General features: G+C 66.4%; 10 protein-coding genes and 1 pseudogene. 8 read left to right on the top strand and 3 right to left on the bottom strand.

The genetic code is table 11. The annotated features are described in order from the left end of the window. Window positions 1-79: 79 nt before the first annotated feature. The 7 genes and pseudogenes from phoR (at window position 80) to lpxH (ending at window position 11,141) form a co-directional block, all read left to right on the top strand. Window positions 80-1,411 carry a phosphate regulon sensor histidine kinase PhoR gene (phoR, locus tag A9K58_RS11900; protein WP_065199548.1) on the top strand — a complete coding sequence of 444 codons (1,332 nt, stop codon included), beginning with the start codon at window positions 80-82 and terminating at the stop codon, window positions 1,409-1,411. Between the two features lie 3 nt (window positions 1,412-1,414). Then, window positions 1,415-3,502 (top strand): polyphosphate kinase 1, encoded by a 2,088-nt coding sequence (ppk1, locus tag A9K58_RS11895; RefSeq protein ID WP_065199547.1) that lies wholly within the window; start codon window positions 1,415-1,417, stop codon window positions 3,500-3,502. A 199-nt stretch (window positions 3,503-3,701) separates the two neighbouring features. Next, complete coding sequence (gene ppx, locus A9K58_RS11890; protein ID WP_065199546.1) at window positions 3,702-5,228, top strand: exopolyphosphatase; 1,527 nt, start codon at window positions 3,702-3,704, stop codon at window positions 5,226-5,228. A 318-nt stretch (window positions 5,229-5,546) separates the two neighbouring features. Then, a pseudogene (locus A9K58_RS11885) lies at window positions 5,547-8,467 on the top strand (TonB-dependent receptor domain-containing protein). Between the two features lie 169 nt (window positions 8,468-8,636). Continuing rightward, the gene (locus tag A9K58_RS11880) at window positions 8,637-9,782 is read left to right on the top strand and encodes a glycosyltransferase family 4 protein (RefSeq protein WP_065199545.1); all 1,146 of its coding nucleotides are present in this window, start codon (window positions 8,637-8,639) and stop codon (window positions 9,780-9,782) included. Further along, window positions 9,763-10,302 (top strand): phosphatase PAP2 family protein, encoded by a 540-nt coding sequence (locus A9K58_RS11875; RefSeq protein WP_065199544.1) that lies wholly within the window; start codon window positions 9,763-9,765, stop codon window positions 10,300-10,302. The genes A9K58_RS11880 and A9K58_RS11875 overlap by 20 nt, the downstream gene beginning before the upstream one ends. A 92-nt stretch (window positions 10,303-10,394) precedes the next feature. Continuing rightward, window positions 10,395-11,141, top strand: coding sequence for a UDP-2,3-diacylglucosamine diphosphatase (gene lpxH, locus A9K58_RS11870; protein ID WP_065199543.1), 747 nt, complete (start codon window positions 10,395-10,397; stop codon window positions 11,139-11,141). A 53-nt stretch (window positions 11,142-11,194) separates the two neighbouring features. Here the strand turns inward: lpxH and A9K58_RS11865 are convergent, their stop codons facing one another. Then, the gene (locus A9K58_RS11865; RefSeq protein ID WP_065199542.1) at window positions 11,195-12,448 is read right to left on the bottom strand and encodes a zinc-dependent metalloprotease; all 1,254 of its coding nucleotides are present in this window, start codon (window positions 12,446-12,448) and stop codon (window positions 11,195-11,197) included. Window positions 12,449-12,673: 225 nt separating this feature from the next. On the opposite strand from A9K58_RS11865, the gene A9K58_RS11860 reads away from it, so the two are divergent. Beyond that, window positions 12,674-14,131 (top strand): phospholipase effector Tle1 domain-containing protein, encoded by a 1,458-nt coding sequence (locus A9K58_RS11860; protein WP_065199541.1) that lies wholly within the window; start codon window positions 12,674-12,676, stop codon window positions 14,129-14,131. 68 nt (window positions 14,132-14,199) lie between these two features. On the opposite strand, the gene A9K58_RS11855 is transcribed toward A9K58_RS11860, so the two are convergent. Both A9K58_RS11855 and purF read right to left on the bottom strand, forming a co-directional pair. Beyond that, entirely contained in the window at window positions 14,200-15,021 is an 822-nt protein-coding gene (locus A9K58_RS11855) for a ferritin-like domain-containing protein (RefSeq protein WP_065199540.1), read from the bottom strand. Window positions 15,022-15,032: 11 nt separating this feature from the next. Then, window positions 15,033-16,499, bottom strand: a complete 1,467-nt coding sequence (gene purF, locus A9K58_RS11850) for an amidophosphoribosyltransferase (RefSeq protein WP_065199539.1) — start codon at window positions 16,497-16,499, stop codon at window positions 15,033-15,035. Window positions 16,500-16,502: the final 3 nt, after the last annotated feature.

Raw genomic sequence — 16,502 nt, 5'->3', positions numbered from 1 at the left:
GCGGGTGCCGGTGCCGGCAACTCTGCTATAACCCTCGGTTCATTCCTGTGAACCGCCGCACCTCACCGACGAGACTGCAATGCCCCGCCACATCCGCTCTGCCTGGTTGAAGACCCTGGCCACCGTCGCCGCGGTGCTGCTGTTCTCCGGACTGGTGGGATGGTTCACGGGCCACCTGTGGATGTGCATCGCGGTGGGCGCACTGGCGACCCTGGCCTGGCATTACTGGCGCCTGCGCCGCGTATTGCGCCGGCTGACCGCGCGCCAGCGCTGGGACACCGCCGAGGAAGGCAGCGGCGTCTGGAACGAGCTGGACCGCCTGCTCTACCGCAACCAGGTGGAAATGCGCGTGCGCAAGCGCCGCCTGCTGGACATGCTGCGCAGCTACCGCGCCGCCGCCGCCGCGCTGCCCGATGCCGTGGTGGTGCTCGATCGCAACAGCCAGCGCGTGCAGTGGTTCAACGAAGCTGCCACGGCCCTGCTCGGCCTGCACCACCCCGGCGACCTCGGCGAGGCCCTGGTCGAGCGCCTGCAGCCCATGCCGCTGGCCCACTGGCTGGCCGGTGGCCGCAATGCCGAACCGATCCTTGATGTGCCCTCGCCGGTCGATCCGGCGATCCGCCTGAACCTGCGCCTGATTCCGTATTCATCGGACTACTGGCTGCTGATCGCCCGGGACGTCAGCAAGCTGCTGCGCCTGGAGCAGGTACGCCGCGACTTCGTGGCCAACGTTTCACACGAATTGCGTACGCCACTCACCGTGGTCCACGGCTACCTGGACATGATGGACCCGGAAGACTTCCCGGGGACCGGCCCCATGCTGGAAGAAATGCGCAAGCAGAGCCAGCGCATGGCGCAGCTGGTGGAAGACCTGCTGACCCTGTCGCGGCTGGAATCGCAGGAGCACAGCGAGGAAGAGGCCGTGGCGATGCAGCCGATGCTGGCCACCCTGCGCCGGGAGGCGGAGGCACACAGCCAGGGCCGCCACCAGATCAGCATCGACGATCTGGCCGGCGTCGACCTGCAGGGTTCGACCAAGGAGCTGCACAGCGCATTTTCCAACCTGGTCACCAATGCGGTGCGCTATACGCCGGCTGGAGGCCGCATCGCGGTGGAATTCCGCCGCGAAGGCGACGGCGCGGTGCTGGCCGTGCGCGATTCCGGATACGGCATCCCGGCCGCCCACCTGCCGCGCCTGACCGAACGTTTCTACCGTGTTTCCAGCAGCCGTTCGCGCGAGAGCGGCGGGACCGGCCTGGGACTGTCCATCGTCAAGCACATCCTCGGCCTGCACCACGCGCGGCTGGAGATCGAAAGCGAAGTTGGCAAGGGCTCGGTGTTCTCCTGCCATTTCGATGCCGACCACGTGCGCCCGCGTGATTCCGCCCCCCTTGTTTCCGTCGAGGAATAAACCATGAGCAGCCTCGGATCCCTTCCCCTCCCCGTGAGCCCGGATAATGATCCACTGCGCGATCCGGCGCTGTACATCAACCGCGAGCTGTCACAGCTGGATTTCAACTTCCGCGTGCTGGCCCAGGCCATGGACCCGCAGGTACCGCTGCTGGAGCGGCTGCGCTTCATGTGCATCTCCTGCACCAACCTGGATGAATTCTTCGAAATCCGCGCCGCCGCCGTGCGCCATGCGCAGGAGTTCGGCCTGCCCCCGGCGCCCGACGGCATGGGGCCACAGGCCATCCTCAATGCCATCCACGAACGCGCCGCCGAGCTGGTGGACCAGCAGTACCGCTGCTGGAACGAGACGCTGCGCCCGGCGTTGATGGAGGCCGGCATCGGGGTACTCGGCCGCCATTCCTGGAATGATCGCCAGAAGCGCTGGCTGCGCGCCTATTTCCGCAACGAGATCATGCCGGTGCTGTCGCCCCTGGGCCTGGATCCGGCGCACCCGTTCCCGAAGATCCTCAACAAGTCGCTGAACATCGTGGTGGTGCTGAAGGGCACCGACGCCTTCGGCCGCGCCGGCCACCTCGCCATCGTGCGCGCGCCGCGCTCGCTGCCCCGCATCATCCAGCTGCCGGAAAAACTCGGCGGCGCGCAGAACTTCGTGTTCCTGTCATCGGTGCTGTCGACCTTCGTCGACGAGCTGTTCCCGGGCATGGAAGTCCAGGGGGCCTACCAGTTCCGCGTCACCCGCAACTCCGAGCTGGTGGTGGACGAGGAGGAAGTGGAAAACCTGGCACTGGCCCTGCGCGACGAACTGGTCGACCGTGGCTACCGCCCGGCGGTGCGGCTGGAGATCGCCCACGACATGCCGCGCGAGATCGTGCGCACCCTGCTGCAGAACTTCGGCCTGACCGAAAACGCGGTGTACCGCATCGATGGCCCGGTCAACCTCAACCGCATCATCCAGCTGTACGACCTGATCGGGCGGCCGGACCTGAAGTACCCGCCGATGAACCCGCGCACGCTGCGCGACAGCGACGGCATCTTCGACATCGTCGCGCGCAAGGACCTGTTGCTGCATCATCCGTTCGACGCGTTCACCGCCGTGCTGGACCTGATCCGGCAGGCCGCGACCGACCCGCAGGTACTGGCGATCAAGCAGACCCTGTACCGCACCGGCAAGGATTCCCTGATCGTCGACGCCCTGATCCAGGCTGCGCGCAACGGCAAGGACGTGACCGTGGTGGTGGAACTGCGCGCGCGCTTCGACGAGGAGGCCAACCTTGGCCTGGCCGATCGCCTGCAGGAAGCCGGCGTGCAGGTGGTGTACGGCGTGGTGGGCTACAAGACCCACGCCAAGATGCTGCTGATCGTCCGCCGCGAGGGCCGCAAGCTGCGCCGCTATGTGCACCTGGGTACCGGCAACTATCACAGCGGCACCGCGCGCGCGTACACCGACATCAGCCTGATCACCGCCGACCCGGATATCGGCAACGATGTGCACCTGCTGTTCCAGCAGCTGTCCGGGCTGGCCTCGAAAATGAAGCTCAAGCGCCTGCTGCAGTCGCCGTTCACCCTGCACACCGGCATCCTCGGCCGTATCGAACGCGAGACACGCATCGCCACCGCGGGCCGCCCGGCGCGGATCATCGCCAAGATGAATGCGTTGAACGAACCGCAGGTGGTTCGCGCGCTGTATGCCGCTTCGCAGGCCGGCGTGCAGATCGACCTGATCATCCGCGGTGCCTGCACCCTGCGCCCGGGCGTGCCCGGCATCTCGGACAACATCCGCGTGCGCTCCATCGTCGGCCGCTTCCTCGAGCACAGCCGGGTGTACTGGTTCGGCAACGACGGCGCACCGGAGATGTACTGCGCCAGCGCCGACTGGCTGGAACGCAACCTGCTGCGCCGGGTCGAGACCTGTTTCCCGATCCTGGACCCGGAGCTGGCCAGGCGGGTGTACCGCGAAGTGCTGCAGAACTACCTGGACGACAATCTCAACGCCTGGGAACTGGATGCCGAAGGCGGGTACCACAAGCGCGCGCCCGCCCACGATGAAGCCCCGCATTCGGCGCAGATGGCGTTGATGCAGGGGCTGTAAGCCAACGACCTGCTGCCCCGGTGGATCGCGACCGTTGATCGGGAGTCGATCAGTGCCGACCAACGGTCGGATCGCCCGGGGTCAGATCCCTTTCCTGCGGGAAGGGGATCTGACCCCCTGCAATCCTGCTGCACGCCCCTTCCAAAATCTGAAGGCCGCGCGGTGACGAGCACACCGCCCCTTCGGCTAACATTCGCCCATGCCGCATACCACCACGACTCCGCCCGCATTGCAGGATGGCGACCTGCTGGCCGCCATCGACCTTGGCTCCAACAGTTTCCACATGGTCATCGCGCGCTATACGCTCGGCCAGCTGCGGGTGATCGACCGGCTGCGCGAAACGGTGCGGATGGCCGATGGCCTGGATGGAAAGGGCGGCCTCTCCTCCGCAGCCCGGCAACGCGCGCTGGAGTGCCTGGCACGCTTCGGCCAGCGTATCCGCAACGTACCGGCGCACCGGGTACGCGCGCTGGCCACCAACACCGTGCGCCAGCTGCGTTCCCCTCAGTCGTTCCTGGTCCCGGCCGAAACCGCGCTCGGCCATGCCATCGAGGTGGTCAGCGGCCGCGAAGAAGCCCGCCTGATCTACCTCGGCGTTGCCCATGCGCAGCCGCCCAAGCCCGGCCAGCGGCGCCTGGTGATCGACATCGGGGGCGGCTCGACCGAATTCATCATCGGCATGGGCATGCAGACACTGGAGCGCGAGAGCCTGCAGGCCGGGTGCATCGCCAGTACCCGCCGCTTCTTCCCGGGCGGCAAGCTGAGCAAGAAGCGCTGGAAGGACGCACTGGCCGAGATCGGTCGCGAGTTCCAGCCCTTCGCCAGCAAGTACCGCGCGCTGGGCTGGCAGGAGGCGCTGGGTTCGTCGGGCACGCACAAGGCGATCAGTGAGATCTGCGCGACGATGAAACTGAGCAAGGGCGCGATCACTGCCGAGGCCCTGCCCCAGTTGCGCGACGAACTGCTGAAGGCGAAGAAGATCGACGATATCCAGTTGCCGGGCCTGTCCAGTGACCGCCGCCCGATCATCGCCGGCGGCATCCTGGTGCTGGAGGCCGCGTTCCAGGCGCTGGGCCTGCAGAAGCTGCTGGTCAGCAAGGCGGCGATGCGTGAAGGCATCCTCTACGACATCCTCGGCCGCGCCGGCGAGAACGATCCGCGTGACGAATCGGTGGCCGCGCTGACCCAGCGCTACGGCATTGATACCGTACAGGCTGACCGCGTGCAGGAGACAGCGCTGTCGCTGCTGGAACAGGTGCAGGAGCAATGGAAGCTCGATGCCGACGACGCGCGCATGCTCGGCTGGGCCGCGCGCCTGCACGAACTGGGCCTGATGATCGCGCACAGCGGTTACCACGTGCATGGCAGCTACGTGCTGGAGCATTCGGACATCTCCGGCTTTTCGCGGCAGGAGCAGCAGATGCTGGCCGCGCTGGTACGCAGCCACCGCCGCAACGTGCCCAAGACGGCCTTCGACGCCCTGCCCGAGCGCCTGTTGCTGACCGCGCGCCGGCTGGCCGCCCTGCTGCGCCTGGCCGTGCTGCTCAATCGTGCCCATGAGGACGCCCCGTTACCGGCACTGGAACTGACCGCCGATGACAACCGCCTGTCGCTGATCGTCCCGCAGGCCTTCATCGACGCCCGGCCGTTGCTGCGTGCCGACCTGATCGGCGAGACCGACGGCATCGCCGGGCTGGGTATCCAGTTCCGGCCGTTCGTGGCCTGAATACGCGCCTCCGCGCTGCGCAATGCAGCCTCAACGTGACGCATTTCGCGTGGCCACTTTGCGCAGTTTGGCGGCTTTTCGTGCTGCATTGCAGCATAAAAAGCCGCCAACTTGATCGCGACCGAACCGTAAGCCTCTGCTTCTGTTCACATTTTGTGAAGATTCGCGATGCCTTGTGACATGAATTGATACGAGCTCTTTACAGGGAATTAACCAACGAGACTACTATCGGGTCGCTGGCTCGGTCATTGACCCTGCTGGCCCGTTCGACGCCCCCTTTGGCGTCTTCTGCACGACCCGAGAGAGAGAGAGCTCGCCATGACTTCACGCACCAACCTGGGGCAGGCCATCCGCTACGCCCTTGCTACCACCGCAGCGCTGGCCGCGCTGCCCGCGTTTGCCCAGGACGGCAGCAGCACCACTCCCACCAACCTCGACCGCATCGAGATCACCGGCTCGCGCATCCGCCAGGTAGAGTGGAAACCGCCCAGCCGGTGTTCGCGATCAGCCGCAATGACATTGAAAAGCAGGGCTTCAGCTCGGTTGCGGACATCCTGCAGAACGTCACCGCGATGGGCAGCCCGGCCATCAGCCGCGCCAATGCGCTGACCGCGGGTGAAAACGCAGGCGGTACGTACATCGACATGCGCAACCTGGGCACGCAGCGCACGCTGGTGCTGGTCAACGGCAAGCGCCTGGGCATCAGCACGTCCGGCTACCAGGACATCTCCTCGCTGCCGGTGTCTGCCGTGGAGCGCATCGAGGTGCTGAAGGACGGCGCCTCTGCGATCTACGGCTCCGACGCCATGGCCGGCGTGGTGAACATCATCACCCGTTCCAATGTCACCGGTGTGACCGCCAACGTCTACCACGGCCAGTACAGCCAGGGCGACGGTGCACGCGACCGCTTCGATGTGGTCGCCGGCTGGAGCAACGAGCGCGTGTCGCTGACCCTGTCGGCCGAGCATGCCGAAGAGAAGGGCGTGTGGGCGCGTGATCGCGGCTTCAGCCAGTACGGCATGACCGATCGCCATCCGAACGACACCAGCAACTGGACCACGATCAGCCAGTACGGCCAGTTCACGGGCCTGCGCGGCCCGGGCTGTACCGCCACTGCTGGCTGCGGCTACTCCCTCAACCGCGGCACGGACCCGACCAACCCGGCCAACTACCACCTCACCAATACCACGCCCTTCACCGGTGACGTGAGCAACGCCAACGACCAGATGCACGTGATGTACCCGGTCAAGCGCGACTCGGTCTACTTCGACGGCCGGTTCAAGATCACCGACAACGTCAACTTCCGCACCGAGCTGGGCTACAACCAGCGTGAGTCCACCCGCCAGATCGCGGGCTACCCGCTGCAGTCGAGCACCGCCGGTGTCGGCTCGATGTCGATCGACAGCTACTTCAACCCATTCGGCCGCCAGCACGGTTATGCCAACCCGACCGCCGTGGCCTGGAACCGCCGTACCTGGGAAGTGCCGCGCGTGACCACCAGCGAGCTGAAGACCTACCGCGCGGTGGCGTCGTTCGATGGTTCGTTCGAGATCGGCGAACGCTACTTCGACTGGGAAGTGGGCTACCAGTACAACCGCAATGAACTGGAGTCGGTGGCAACCGGCAACCTGCACAAGGCACGCGTCGCGGCCGGCGTAGGCCCGTCCTTCTACAACGCCGCCACCGGGAAGGTACAGTGCGGCACCGCCGCTGCCCCGATCTCCTACGACGTCTGCAAGCCGTGGAACCCGCTGGTCCCCTATGGCACGACGGCTGCCGATGGCCTGTACGGCAACGAAGAACTGCAGGCGTGGCTGTTCCCGGAAGAGGTCACCAAGGGCCGCACGACTTCCAAGAACTTCTTCGCCAACATCGCCGGCAGCATCGTGACCCTGCCGGCCGGCGACCTCGGCTTCGCCTTCGGCGTGGAAAGCCGCAAGGAAGAAGGCAAGTACACCCCGGATGCCCTGGCCCGGACCGGCGCTACCACCAACCTGGCCGCTGGCCCGACCGGCGGCGACTACACCGTCAACGAAGCCTACCTGGAAGTGAACGTTCCCGTGCTGGCCGACCTCCCGGGCGCGAAGGAACTGAGCTTCAATGGCGCCACCCGCTTCTCGGACTACAACACCTTCGGCAACACGCTCAACAGCAAGTTCGGCTTCAAGTGGAAGCCGATCGACTCGCTGATGGTGCGTGGCACCTGGGCCGAGGGCTTCCGCGCACCGACCATCAGCGACCTGTTCGGTGGTGGTTCGGAGACCTTCGCGCAGTTCAGCGATCCGTGCGATACCCGTTTCGGTTCCTCGGCCTCCAGCGCGGAAGTCCGTGCACGTTGCGCGCGTGACATCGCCAATGCGGATACCTTCCGCCAGCTGCGCCAGGGCGGCACCCCGGTGAACACGGCAACCGACGCGACTCCGGTGCCGTTCACCTCCGGATCGAATCCGCTGCTGACGCCGGAAACCTCGACCAGCAAGACCCTGGGCCTGGTCTGGAGCCCGAGCTTCATCCAGGGGTTCAACGCCTCGCTGGACTGGTGGAAGATCCGCATCGACAACACGATCATCGCTGATACGCCGACCCAGATCCTGCAGGACTGCTACGAGTCGGGCATCGAGGCGCGCTGCTCGCGCTTCCAGCGTGACCCGGTGACCGGCATCGTGACCAACCTGAAGTTCGGCAACCGCAATGCGGGCTTCATGGAAACCGAAGGCTACGACCTGGATGTGAGCTACCGTCTGGACACCCGGTTCGGCAAGTTCAACGTGAACTCGGCCACCACCTATGTGTCCAGTGCGACCTACCGCACTTCCAACGACAGCTCGATCGTCCCGATCGTCACCAACGGCATCGGCAGCGCCTTCCGTGTCCGTTCCAACCTGGTGCTGGGCTACGAGCGGGGCAACTTCGGCGCGAGCTGGACCGCGCGTTACTATTCGGGCGTGAAGGAAACCTGCTCGAACATCGCGCTGTACCCGGACGAGTGCTCGGATCCGGGCGTATATGCACCGTGGTACAAGGGATCGCGCAACTACAACGAGCGCGGCGCGGTCACCTTCCACGACGTGCAGGTCCGTTACTCGCTGCCGTGGGATGCAACCGTCTCGGTCGGTGCCAACAACGTGTTCGAGAAGTACGGCCCGGTCATGTACAGCAAGCCGAACTCGGCCTTCTCGTACTACGGTGGCTACGACATCGGCCGCTTCGTCTACATGAAGTACCAGCAGCGCTTCTGATCCATCACGCTGTGATTTGAGGCACCCCCACCACGGCCCTTCGGGGCCGTGGTTTTTCCTGGCCGCAGCGCCCATGGGGCGGCCGCCGCCACCGTCATGTGACGGTCGCAAAGCGGTCATATCGGCTACATCGCCAAACCCGAGCATGCCGGAAACCGGGAGGCCCGCCATGCGCTATGCCATCGTCACCGAGACCTATCCGCCGGAAGTGAACGGCGTCGCCCTCACTGTGCAGGGGTTGGAACAGGGACTGCGTGCGTGCGGCCATGACGTCGACCTCATCCGGCCACGCCAGGCCAGCGAAGGACTGGATCCGGGCCAAGGGACCCTGCTGGTTCCGGGCGCCGCGTTGCCACGTTATCCCGGCCTGCGCTTCGGCCTGCCCGCTCCGATCCGGCTCGGCCGCCACTGGCAACAGCAGCGCCCGGATGCGGTTTACGTCGCTACCGAAGGCCCGCTGGGCTGGTCGGCGCTACGCACCGCGCACCGCCTTGGCATCCCGGTGGCAAGCGGCTTCCACACCCGCTTCGACGAATACCTGCCCGACTACGGCGTGGCCTGGCTGCAGGCGGCCGCGATGCGCTGGATGCGCCGCTTCCACAACCAGGCCGATGCAACCCTGGTGCCAACCCGCGAGCTGCAGCAGTTCCTTGGCGACCAGGGATTCGAACGCGTGCGCCTGCTGGCGCGGGCCGTTGACAGCCAGCAGTTCGACCCGGGCCGGCGCGATCCGGTGCTGCGCGAGGAATGGGGCGTGGATGGCAACGGACTGGTGGCGATCTACGTTGGCCGCATCGCTGCGGAAAAGAACCTTGGGCTGGCAGTGAAGGCGTTCCGCCGGTTGCAGCAGATCCGGCCGAAGGCACGCTTCGTCTGGGTCGGCGATGGCCCGGCTCGTGACAAGCTGGCCCACGAAAATCCCGATTTCATTTTCTGCGGCATCCAGCGCGGCGATGCGCTTGCCCGGCACTTCGCCAGCGGCGACCTGTTCCTGTTCCCCAGCCGCAGCGAGACCTTCGGCAACGTGACCCTGGAAAGCATGGCCAGCGGCGTGGCCACCGTCGCCTTCGATTACGGCGCGGCCCGCGAGTACCTCCGCAATGGCGAGAACGGCGCGGCGGTGGACAGCGACGAGCAGTTCATCGAAGCGGCCGTGCAGCTGGCCGCCGATGACGCGCAGCGCCGCGCACTGGGCAGCAATGCCGCTCGAGCAATGAAGCGCCTGCATCCACAGCAGGTGGTGGCTGAGTTCGATGCGCTGCTGGCCGAACTGGCGCAGTCGCGGAGGAGCGGCCATGCGCACCACGCCGCTTGAACTGCTGTCCGGGCGCGAAGCCCGGTTGTGCCGCCGCGCGAATCACTACTGCCGCCGCCGTCGCGTGCGCCGCGTGTTCGCGGCCATCAGCCGGCTGGGTGATGGCGTGCTCTGGTACGTACTGATGGGTGCCCTGGTCGTGCTCGACGGCTTTGATGGCCTGCGCGCCTCGGTGCACATGGCGGCTACCGGCCTTGCGGCCCTGCTGCTGTACAAGGGCCTCAAGCGCTGGACCCGGCGGCCGCGGCCGTATGCAGCCGATCTGCGCATCCGCGCCTGGGTCGCACCGCTGGACGAGTTCAGCTTCCCCTCCGGCCACACGTTGCACGCGGTGTCGTTCACCATCGTGGCGCTGGCCTACTATCCGTGGCTGGCACCGCTGCTGGTGCCTTTCACGCTGGGCGTCGCGCTGTCGCGTGTCGTGCTCGGCCTGCATTATCCCAGCGATGTACTGGCCGCCACCGGCATCGCCGCCCTGCTGGCGTCGGCGAGCCTGGCCTGGCTGCCGCTGCCGGTGTAGCCCCGGGGCCAAGATCCTTTCCTTCGGGAAAGGGATCTGACCCCATCATGCCGACGGCGCTACCGCCATCGTTGATGGCCTAGAATGCGGCCATGACCACGCTGTTCATTTCAGACCTGCACCTGGACCCCAGCCGTCCGGAGATCACCGACCTGTTCCTGCGCTTCCTGCGCGAGCAGGCGCCCGGCGCCGATGCGCTGTACATCCTCGGCGACCTGTTCGAGGCCTGGATCGGTGACGATACCCCGTCGCCCGCCGCCGATGCAGTGGCCGATGCGCTGAAGGTACTGTCCGGCAGCGGCGTGCCGGTGTACTTCATCCGCGGCAACCGCGACTTCCTCCTCGGTGAAGACTATGCGCGCCGCGCCGGGCTGCGCATCCTGCCTGACCCCTGCGTGATCGAACTGTATGGCCGCCCGGTGCTGCTGCAGCACGGCGACCTGTTGTGCACCGACGACATTCCCTACCAGCAGTTCCGCGCGCAGACACGCGACCCGGCGTTCCAGGCGCAGTTCCTGTCGCAGCCGCTGGCCGCACGCATCGCGTTCGCGCAGAAGGCGCGCGAAGCCAGCCAGGCCCGCCAGTCGGAAATGAAACAGGGCGACCGGGCCCAGTTCGAGACCGTCACCGACGTGGCCCCGGCCGAAGTCGATGCGACCTTCGTGCGCCACGGCGTGGATACCATGATCCACGGCCATACCCACCGCCCGGCGATCCACACCCTGCAGGCCGGTGGCCGCGGCTGTACCCGCATCGTGCTGGGCGACTGGTACGAACAGGGGTCCGTGCTGCGAGTCGACGCCAACGGCTGGTCGCTGGAAACGCTTCCCCGCGCGTGATGATGCCGGGTTGAGATCCGCGGCCGCGCATCGCGGCCGCGGATGCCGCGGGATCAACGGAACGCGGCGATCGTGTGCTTGGTGTTGACCAGCACGCGCTGGTTGTCAGCGGTACTGGCATTCCCCATCGGGATGCCGTTGTAGCTGATGTTGGGATTGGACCAGTAGTTCAGGCGCGGGCAACTGCGGGTGCAGTTGTAGGCCATGATCGTGCGCCATCCAGTGCCGCTGGCCGGTTCATAACGGTAGCCATGGCCGTACGCATAGGGCGAGGTGCTCGAGTCGGTGGCGATGTCATGCCGCGCACTCTGCAGGTGGCCGATCTCGTGGGCGAAGGAGTAGTACCCGGTCGCGCAGTCCCAGTAGACCGCCGCGAACGCCGTGGAGGCCGTTGAGCCGATGCCCGAAGCCAGGCCACAGTAGCCGCTGTTGTTGATCAGGAGCACGCCGACATCGGCTGCGGTGCTGTTGCGGCTGGTGTGGATGCTGTCCATGTAGCCGTCGCTGGTGCCCCGGAAACGCGACAGATCGGTACTGAAATTGCCCGATTCGCTGTAGCTGGTGGTCTCGTAACCGGCCAGCTGCAGCGTCAGGCCAACATTGCTGTTGGTGTAGCCCTGGTTGGACTCGGCCACCGCCAGCTGCACCAGCGACTGCATGTTGCCGCCGTAGGCCGTCACCGCGGCATTGGTTGCGACCACCAGTACTCGGATGGTAGCGGGCGTGCCGGAAGACGCCTGGGCGGTTCCGATGCGATCGTCTCCCGCCACCGGGATCTTCGGCAGCTGGTTGTAGTCGGCAGGATGGTCGGCCGGCATCCGTGATTCGTCCACCTCGACCAGCACGTGGCGGTTGCCGAGCGGGCGTAGCCGGTAGAGCTTGCCGTCCTTGCGGATCGAACCGGTGAGGGTGTTGCCCGACCGCACCAGGATCAACGAATTGGCCGGATCATCCTGGCCACTGGAGGTGGTGGCGGTCAGCCTGTCCGAGGGCGAGCGGAACTGGCCGTACCAGATGCTGCCACCATCAGGCAGCGCCTCGACCCTGCTGCGCACTGCCTGCACCCGCCGGCCGAGCAGCTCGAATTCCAGCTGCGGCTGTGCAGTGGCTGCCGCATCGACACGCACTTCCTGCACTGCCGCAGTGGACGGTGCCGCCAGCAGCCTGCCCAACGCCGGCTCACTGCCTGCAGAGGCGCGGCTGATGATCGTCACAGGTTCAAACAACGGTGCCGCCTGCGCGGCGGTTGCCACCGACAAACCCAACACCAGGCCACCTGCCGCTTTGCCAATCGATCTGGACAACATTGCGTCGCTCCTTGAATGATGTGAACAGCGTTGATGCAGCACGACCCGGTTTGCCGGGTTTGGCAATATGGCCTGCGCAGGTCGTGTGAATTCAATAGGCGATCAGAATGAAAGTTGGGATTTGTGATCGACCGCAGCTACGTTCAGTCAGGTAAAAAGCGTCATTACACTTCGCCAACACACCGCTTTCGCGTCATCCTGACGCGGCAACGACGGGGAATGCACATGGCACCACCGCAGGACACGGACGAAGATGTCGGCTTGCTGCGGATCGGCCTGTTCTTCGACGGCACCCGCAACAACGCACACAACCTGGCCCGCGGTCGCCCGCAACCGCCGCAGCCGCGCCCGGCCCTGCTGCGCGCCGATGATGATTCGACCTACCAGAGCCGGTTGACCAGCAGCTATGACAATGGCCTGACCAACATCGCGCGCCTGCAGCAGGCGTATGCAGACAGCCGCCGCGATACGATGGCCACGCCCGCACTGTCGATCTACGTGGAAGGCGTGGGCACCCGTGACGGTGCCGATGATGATCTGATCGGACTGGCCTTCGGCATCGGTGCCAGCGGTGTGCACGCGAAGGTGCAACGCGCGCTGCAGGTACTGCTGCCGGCCGCGCTGGCCGAACTGGCCACGCGCTGGCGGCAACCGCTGCGCAGCGTGCAGCTGGATCTGTTCGGCTATTCGCGCGGCGCTGCGGCCGCAAGGGATATCGCCAACCAGCTGCAGGGCTGGGACAGCACGCGATGGCGACAGCTGCTGCTGGCATCCGGCCTGGCCTGCACGGCGGACTTTGCCCCTGCCCTGCCGCTGGTGCGCTTCATCGGCCTGTTCGACACCGTGGTCTCGATCAGTGGCGGGCGCGCCGATGAGCAGCCACAGCTGGCCATGCGCCGTGGCATCGCCGGGCACGTCGTGCAGCTGGTCGCGCGCGACGAGCACCGCGAGCACTATCCGCTGACCAGCGTGGCGCCGCCGTTCACCGAAATCGCACTGCCCGGCGTGCACGCCAACATCGGCGGCGGCTACAACCAGTTGGAGGAAGGTCCCAAGCTGCTCAGCCGCCCGCGGCGGCAGCAGCTGCGCCGCCCGGCCATCGCCGACTACGGGGTGCCACCGCTGGCGATGCTCCAGGCCACCACCGCCTACGCTGAAACTCGGGCCGATGCCGAGCGCTGGCGGCAGCAGCTGGGCGCGGATGAAAAGGAAATCTGGGTGGACGTCTGGCATCAATGGCAACAGCAGCGCCGTGCCGGCAGCCGCAGCGTGCTGCTGTCGCCGGTGCTGTACGTGACGGCCGCCGTGGTACTGCGGCGGCACATCGACTGGCGTTACCAGTTGATCCCGCTGCAGGTGATGCAGCAGCATGCGATCAACGCCGGCGTGCGCTGGCGCGCCCATGCCGCCGATGTACCGGGCTGGGAACTGCCATCGGCCCTGCAGCCGATCGCCCGGCGGCTGGTGGCGGGACAGGCGCTGACCCAGTCGCAGGAGGCGCTGTTGCGGCGGCGCTACCTGATGCAGTCGGCGCATTGGAATTTCGACGCGCTGGGCGACACCGCGCTGACCTATGCCGCCGACGCCGGCGTCAGCGAGCTGCCGTATCGACCAGGCCCCGGGCTGTTCTACATCAACCGGCCAACGGCGGATGGCAGGCGCGTGGTGCTCCCGAACGCATGAAAAAAGGGGACGGAGGGGATTAAGTCGCTTGTGGCACAAACGACTTAATCCCCTCCGTCCCCTTTTTCTCAGCCGGCCTGCTCGACCAGGCTGGCGAGCTCATCCGCATCGAAGCCGGCCAGCAGGCGCGCTTCAATGTTGAACGGGCCGTGCAGATAGCCTCCGGCGTACTCCACCAGCAGCTCCTTGAACCGCGCGCGCGGCTCTACGCCGGCACGGTCACAGTACCAGCGGTACCAGCGCGAGCCGGCGGCCACATGCGCCACTTCCTCGCGCAGGATCACGTCCAGCACGTCGGCGGTCTCATCATCGCCGACATTGCGCAGCTTCTCGATCATGCCCGGGGTCACATCCAGGCCGCGGGCTTCCAGCACGCGTGGAACCAGCGCCATCCGTGCCAAGCCATCATGCGCGGTTCTCTCGCACATCTCCCACAGGCCGTTGTGCGCGGGGAAATCGGCGTAATCATGGCCGTGCGCCTGCAGTCGCGCCCGCAGCAGCATGAAGTGCCGGGATTCGTCGTCGGCACAGCTGACCCAATCGGCGTGGAAGGCTGGCGGCAACCCGCGGAAGCGGTACACCGCATCCCAGGCCAGGTCGATCGCGTTGAGCTCGATATGGGCGATGGCGTGGATGAAAGCGGCGCGTCCTTCCTCGCCGCCCAGTCCACGCCGCGGGACGTCGCGCGGATGCACAAGCGCCAGTCGTGCCGGCCGCCCCGGCATGCGGATCGGCTGCGGCGGTGGCGCGTCGGCCGCAACCTTCAGGCGACCCGCGCGGAAGGCAGCGGCATGGGCCTGGGTCAGCGCAACCTTGCGCAACGGATCGGCCTCGGCCAGGCACTGCTGCGCTGCGCGCAGCAGGTCGCCACCAACGTCAGGCACATCCACCCCGGTGGACCTCAGGCGCGGCGCTTGTGCTTGGCGTCATCCGAACGCAGCTGCTGGATGCGCTCGAAGTAGCCCGGCTCGATGCCGGTCGGGTAGTGGCCGTTGAAGCAGGACGAATCGAAGCTGCGCAGCGCCGGATTGCCCTCGCTCACCGCGGCTTCCATGTCCTCCAGATCCTGGTAGATCAGCCAGTCGCAGCCCAGATGGGCTTCGATCTCTTCCACGGTGCGGTTATGCGCGACCAGTTCTTCGGCCGCCGGCATGTCGATGCCGTAGATGTTCGGGAAACGCACCGGCGGCGCGGCACTGGCCAGGTACACCTTGCGCGCGCCCGCATCGCGGGCCATCTGCACGATCTGCTGGCTGGTCGTGCCGCGCACGATCGAGTCGTCCACCAGCAGCACCACCCGGTTACGGAACTCCAGGTGGATCGGATTGAGCTTGCGGCGCACCGACTTCACCCGCTCGCCCTGGCCCGGCATGATGAAGGTGCGACCGATGTAGCGGTTCTTGATGAAGCCTTCGCGGTACTTCACCCCGAGCACGTTGGAGATCTCCAGCGCGGCGTCGCGCGAGGTATCCGGGATCGGAATGATGGTGTCGATGTCATGGTCCGGGCGCAGGCGCAGGATCTTCTCGCCGAGCTTGATGCCCATGCGCATGCGCGCCTTGTGCACCGAGACGTTGTCGATCATCGAATCGGGGCGCGCGAAGTACACATATTCGAAGATGCACGGGGTGTGCTCGGCCGGCTCGGCGCAGATCTCCGAGAACAGTTCGCCACGCGCGGTGATCACCAGCGCTTCGCCAGGCTGCACGTCGCGCACGCGCTGGAAACCCAGCACATCCAGCGCCGCGGACTCGGAGGCGACGATGTACTCGTCACCCTCCACATGAGTGCGCTTGCCCAGCACCAGCGGGCGGATGCCGTGCGGATCGCGGAACGCGACCAGGCCAAGCCCCAGCACCACGCTGACCACGGCATAGCCCCCCTTGCAACGGCGATGCACGCCGGCCACCGCGCGGATCGCGGCCTCCGGGCTGAGCTGGCGTTGCGCGTCCAGTTCGAAGGCAAAGACGTTCAGCAGCACTTCGCTGTCTGAGTCGGTGTTGACGTTGCGGCGGTCCTGCTCGAACACCTGCTGGCGCAGCGCCTCGGTGTTGATCAGGTTGCCGTTGTGGGCCAATGCGATGCCGTAGGGCGAATTCACGTAGAACGGCTGGGCCTCGTCCATGCCTTCCGAACCGGCGGTCGGGTAACGCACGTGCGCGATGCCGACGCTGCCTTCCAGGGTGGACATGGTGCGGGCATCGAATACGTCGCGGACCAGCCCGGTGGCCTTCTGCACGCGCAGGCGGCTGCCACTGGCGGTGGCGATACCCGCCGCGTCCTGGCCGCGGTGCTGGAGAACGGTCAAGCCGTCATACAACTGCCCGGCGACGTTCTGGTTGCCGACGATTCCGACGATGCCACACATGGT

This window comes from Stenotrophomonas maltophilia (assembly GCF_001676385.1).
Taxonomy (GTDB): Bacteria; Pseudomonadota; Gammaproteobacteria; order Xanthomonadales; family Xanthomonadaceae; genus Stenotrophomonas; species Stenotrophomonas maltophilia_J.
Note: the sequence above shows the minus strand (reverse complement) of the source record. Positions and strands in the feature narration are given on the sequence as shown.